5 protein-coding genes are annotated in these 5,191 nt (G+C 63.1%); 4 read left to right on the top strand and 1 reads right to left on the bottom strand.

Translation table 11 applies throughout. The features are described from left to right. Positions 1 to 18: 18 nt before the first annotated feature. Complete coding sequence (gene lptF, locus B2V21_RS02045; RefSeq protein WP_056844949.1) at positions 19 to 1,137, bottom strand: LPS export ABC transporter permease LptF; 1,119 nt, start codon at positions 1,135 to 1,137, stop codon at positions 19 to 21. A 263-nt stretch (positions 1,138 to 1,400) separates the two neighbouring features. Here lptF and B2V21_RS02040 point away from each other — a divergent pair, with 263 nt between their 5' ends. From B2V21_RS02040 to B2V21_RS02025, 4 genes are all read left to right on the top strand, one after another. Then, positions 1,401 to 2,891 (top strand): leucyl aminopeptidase, encoded by a 1,491-nt coding sequence (locus B2V21_RS02040; RefSeq protein ID WP_049861829.1) that lies wholly within the window; start codon positions 1,401 to 1,403, stop codon positions 2,889 to 2,891. Between the two features lie 124 nt (positions 2,892 to 3,015). Further along, positions 3,016 to 3,444, top strand: coding sequence for a DNA polymerase III subunit chi (locus B2V21_RS02035; protein ID WP_286915898.1), 429 nt, complete (start codon positions 3,016 to 3,018; stop codon positions 3,442 to 3,444). A gap of 7 nt (positions 3,445 to 3,451) precedes the next feature. Continuing rightward, the gene (locus tag B2V21_RS02030; RefSeq protein WP_286915897.1) at positions 3,452 to 3,829 is read left to right on the top strand and encodes a DNA polymerase III subunit chi; all 378 of its coding nucleotides are present in this window, start codon (positions 3,452 to 3,454) and stop codon (positions 3,827 to 3,829) included. 220 nt (positions 3,830 to 4,049) lie between these two features. Beyond that, positions 4,050 to 5,191, top strand: a 1,142-nt coding sequence (locus tag B2V21_RS02025) for a class I tRNA ligase family protein (protein WP_286915896.1), incomplete at its 3' end; no start/stop codon positions are given.

The raw sequence follows: 5,191 nt of genomic DNA, 5'->3' as shown, positions 1-5,191 counted from the left end.
CCGATGTAGCGATCGAGCTTAACCATGGGTCACCCCCTTGGCACGGCGGCTGGCACGGGCCAGCTTCATGGGTTCCCAATACATCAACAGCAGGCCGATGGCCAGGAACAGCGCGTGCACCCACCACATGCCAAGCGCTGCGGGCAGCCGGCCTTTTTCCATGGCGCTGCGCGCGGCGATGAGCAGGGTCAGATAGGCCATGTACAGAAGGATCGCCGGTAGCAATTTGAGGAAGCGGCCCTGGCGCGGGTTGACCCGCGACAACGGGACTGCCATCAGAGTCACGATGAACACCAGTATGGGCAGCGACAGGCGCCACTGCAGTTCGGCGCGAGGCCGTGGGTCATTGCTGCCCCACAGCTCGCCGGTGGGGATGGCTTCGCGATCGGTGATGTCACTGCTCACGTCCGGCTTGGGCAGAAGCACGCCGTAGGTGTCGTACTGGATGGCGCGGTAGTTGGCTTCGCCCGGGTTGCCGTCGTAACGGAAGCCGTTCTCCAGAATCAGGTAGCGGTTGCCATCGGCACGCACTTCCTGGCGGCCCTTCTCGGCCACCAGCACGGAAATTCCACGATCCTTCGCCTTGTCCTGTGACATGCGTTTCTCGGAGATGAACACGCCACTGAGGTCGACGCGGTTTTCCGAGAGGCTCTGGGTGTAGGTGACGCGGGTGCCATCGCGCAACGCCTGGAAGCGACCCGGCACCAGGGTGTCGAACTCGGTCATGGCGTCCTGCTGATTGATGATCGTGGCGACCTGGGCAACGCCTTGCGGGGCGAGGCTCAGGCTCAGCCAGGCCACCAGCAGGGCGACCAGCGCCGCCGGGGCCATGGTGATCGCCAGCAGGCGCTGCTGGCTCATGCCTGTGGCGGAAAGCACGGTCATCTCGCTTTCCAGGTACAGGCGCCCATAGGCCAGCAGGATGCCCAGAAACAGGCCCAGCGGCAGGATCAACTGCAGGAAACCCGGCAGGCGGAAGCCCATGATCATGAACAGCACGCCGGGGTCGAGGATCCCTGACGCCGCCTGGGCCAGGTACTTGATGAAGCGCCCGCTCATGATGATCACCAGGAGCACCGCACTCACGGCGCTCATTGTGATCATGACCTCACGGGACAGATAACGGAAAACGATCAAACCAGACACTCCAGGGTCGTCGCGCGCAGGCAGCCCGACAGGGGAACGTAGCAGCCAGGACAGGGGCCGGCCCGCAGGAGCGGGCCAGGTAAAAAAGTCGCCGCATTATCCTGTGAAAGGCTGTGCCTGTCACTTAACAGCGGCATTGGATGGACAATTACCACCATGCAAAGGTTGCGAGGGGGCTGGGGCTGGGGTCAAACTGGACGCTTTCGCGCGAACCGTCTTGCGCAAGCATCGACCTAGAATCAGGGGTTCTGGATATGGAATTGGTTGTAAAGAGCGTTGCTGCCGAATCGATTAAAACCGCGACCCTCGTCGTCGCCATCGGCGAAGAGCGCGCACTGGGCGCCATTGCCAGCAAGATCGACAGCCTGAGCGGCGGCTTGATCAGCGCTGCACTCAAGCGTGGCGACATCGTCGGCCGTGCCGGCCAGACCCTGTTGCTGCCGGGCGTACCTGCACTCAAGGCCGAACGCCTGCTGCTGGTGGGCAGCGGCAAGGACGAAGAACTGGCCGACCGCCCATGGCGCAAGCTGGCCAGCGCTGCCTATGGCGCATTGAAGAACCTGGGCGGCAGCGATGCCGTGTTCGCTTTCGACGAGCTGACCGTCAAGGGTCGTGACGCCTACGGCCGAACCCGCCTGCTGGCAGAGACTCTGATCGATGGCGAATACGTGTTCGATCGCTTCAAGAGCAAGAAAGCCGATCCGCGTGCTCTGCAGAAAATCACCCTGCTGACCCAGAAATCCAGCCAGGCCGACGTCGAGCGCGCCGTGACCCATGCCAAGGCCATCGCCAGCGGCATGAGCTTTACCAAGGACCTGGGCAATCTGCCGCCCAACCTGTGCCACCCCAGCTTCCTGGCCGAAGCCGCCAAGAGCCTGAGCAAGGCGCACAAGAACCTCAAGGTCGAGATCCACGACGAGAAGAAGCTCAAGGAACTAGGCATGGGCGCGTTCCTGGCCGTCGCTCAGGGCAGCGCACAGCCGCCACGCCTGATCGTGCTCAACTATCAGGGCGCAAAGAAATCCGAGCAGCCGTACGTGCTGGTGGGTAAAGGCATCACCTTCGACACCGGTGGCATCAGCATCAAGCCAGCGGCCGGCATGGACGAGATGAAGTACGACATGTGCGGTGCGGCCAGCGTGTTCGGCACCCTGCGCGCCGTGCTGGAACTGGAACTGCCGATCAACCTGGTGTGCCTGATGGCCTGCGCCGAGAACATGCCCAGTGACCGTGCGACACGCCCTGGCGACATCGTCGAGACCATGAGCGGCCAGACTGTGGAGATCCTCAACACCGACGCCGAAGGCCGTCTGGTGCTGTGCGATGCGCTGACCTACGCCGAGCGTTTCAACCCGCGCGCGGTGATCGACATCGCCACCCTGACCGGCGCCTGCGTCGTTGCCCTGGGTGGCCATACCACCGGCCTGATGAGCAACAACGAAGCCCTGGTCGGCCAATTGCTGGAAGCGGGCAAGCAGGCGGACGATCGTTGCTGGCAGCTGCCGCTGTTCGAGGAGTACCAGGAGCAACTGGACAGCCCGTTCGCCGACATCGCCAACATCGGTGGGCCGAAGGGCGGTGCGATCACTGCCGGCTGCTTCCTGTCCCGCTTCACCAAAGCCTATGAGTGGGCGCACCTGGACATCGCCGGTACGGCGTGGGTCAGCGGCGGCAAGGACAAGGGCGCCACCGGTCGTCCTGTGCCTCTGCTCACCCAGTACCTGCTGGATCGCGCCGGGGTGTAATGCCTCAAGTCCGCGTCGGTCCTTTTCGCGGGCAGAGCCCCGCTCCCACAGGAAGCATGCTTGTGTGGGAGCGGGGCTCTGCCCGCGAAAAGGACGACTCGGTCTCAAGCACCAGGAACACGCCATGCCCCAAGTCGACTTCTATGTTCTGCCCACGCCCCTGCCCGCCGCACGCCTGGACTTCGCCTGCAAACTGGGCGAAAAAGCCTGGCGCCTGGGCCATCGGGTGTACGTCCATTGCACTGACGCTGCCCAGCGCGAGGCACTGGATGTACGCCTGTGGAGCTTCAAGGGTGAGAGCTTCGTCCCCCACAGCCTGGCGGAGGACGATCCGCACTCGCCCGTTACGTTGGGCATCGCTGCACAGGCGGCGGGCCATGACGACCTGCTGATCAACCTGGCCTTGAGCGTACCGAGCTTCGCCGGGCAGTTCGCCCGTATCGCTGAAATAGTGGTAGAAGACCCTGCTATTCGTCAGGCCGCCCGGGAGAGTTTTCGCTTCTACCGAGAACAAGGCTATCCTCTGCAAGACCACCGCTTATCGCGACTTTGAGCCCACGATGGACAACAACACCAAGCCTTTGCCCAAATCCGTACACCTGCTGGACGACCTCGAATCGATCCGCAAGCTGCTCGGCGACGACACCCTCCAGCCTCCGCTGCTGACCGACGCCGTGGTTCGCAGCGAGCCGGATGTGCCGTTGCTGTTCGAACTGCACGATGAACCTGGGTCCACTGCCGAAGCGCCAGCAGCGGCAACCGTTGCCCCTACCCCCGCACAGAACCGCCAGGACACCCTGCTGCACCTGGACGCCGAACTGCGCGCCGCCGCTCAGTTGATCATGCAGGATGTGATCGACGATTTCGCGCCGCACATCGAAACCGAAATCAAGCGCCGCCTCGAGGCCCGCATGGAAAGGTTGCTGAACCAGCCCTGATCCCCTTCACCCGCCCTTCGCAGCCACGGACCGTTCGCCTACCACCGTAGGAGCGGTCATCGGCCGCGAAACAGGCGCTACGGTGCGTCAGCCATACCGAATCGCGCCCATCGCGGCCACGGACCGCTCCTACGCAGCCCGCCTCCCTCCCATAGCCGCCATATCCCCGCTATACTTCCCGGCTTTCTTTGAATAAATGCCTTATAGGGTCCCGCCGCGCATGGATAAGACCTACCAGCCGCACGCTATCGAAACTTCCTGGTACCAGACCTGGGAGGCCGAGAACTATTTCGCCCCGCAAGGTGCCGGCGACTCCTACACCATCATGATCCCGCCGCCGAACGTTACCGGCAGCCTGCACATGGGCCACGGCTTCAACAACGCGATCATGGACGCCCTGATCCGTTTCCGCCGCATGCAGGGTCGCAACACCCTGTGGCAGCCGGGTACCGACCACGCCGGTATCGCCACGCAGATGCTGGTCGAGCGCCAGATCGAAGCCCAGGGCCTGAATCGCCATGATCTGGGCCGGGAAAAATTCCTGGAAAAGATCTGGGAATGGAAAGACCAGTCCGGTGGCAACATCAGCCGCCAGATCCGTCGCCTCGGCTCGTCGGTCGACTGGAGCCGCGAACGTTTCACCATGGATGACGGCCTGTCCGAAGCGGTCAAGGAAGCCTTCGTGCGCCTGCACGAAGACGGCCTGATCTACCGCGGCAAGCGCCTGGTCAACTGGGACACCAAGCTGCACACGGCCATCTCCGATCTGGAAGTGGAAAACCACGATGAAAAGGGTTTCCTCTGGAACCTCAAGTACCCGCTGGCAGACGGCGCGAAAACCGCCGAAGGCAACGACTACCTGATCGTCGCCACCACACGTCCGGAAACCATGCTTGGCGACGCCGCGGTCGCGGTGAACCCGAACGACGAGCGCTACCAGGCATTGATCGGCAAGTTCGTCGAACTGCCCTTGGTAGGCCGTCGCATTCCGATCATCGCCGATGATTATTGCGACCCCGAGTTCGGTACCGGCTGCGTGAAGATCACCCCGGCCCACGATTTCAACGACTACGAAGTCGGCAAGCGGCACAACCTGCCGTTGCTCAACATCTTCGACAAGAATGCCAACGTTCTGCCCAGCGCTCAGGTGTTCAACCTCGACGGCACGCTGAACGACAGCGTCGACGGCACCTTGCCTGGCGAATACGCCGGCCTGGACCGCTTCGAGGCCCGCAAGCAGATCGTCGCCGCGTTCGACGCCGCCGGCCTGCTGGTCAGCGTCGACGACCACGCCTTGAAAGTGCCGAAGGGCGATCGCTCCGGCACCGTCATCGAGCCCTGGCTGACCGACCAGTGGTACGT

Origin of the sequence: Pseudomonas sp. UBA6276, assembly GCF_002438365.1 — a bacterium.
Lineage (GTDB): Bacteria > Pseudomonadota > Gammaproteobacteria > Pseudomonadales > Pseudomonadaceae > Aquipseudomonas > Aquipseudomonas coleopterorum.
Note: the sequence above shows the minus strand (reverse complement) of the source record. Positions and strands in the feature narration are given on the sequence as shown.

Bases quoted from the DNA above. Each gene is read 5' to 3' on its own strand.
- B2V21_RS02040 (WP_049861829.1), top strand. From the start codon at position 1,401: ATGGAATTGGTTGTAAAGAGCGTTGCTGCCGAATCGATTAAAACCGCG.
- B2V21_RS02035 (WP_286915898.1), top strand. From the start codon at position 3,016: ATGCCCCAAGTCGACTTCTATGTTCTGCCCACGCCCCTGCCCGCCGCA.
- B2V21_RS02030 (WP_286915897.1), top strand. From the start codon at position 3,452: ATGGACAACAACACCAAGCCTTTGCCCAAATCCGTACACCTGCTGGAC.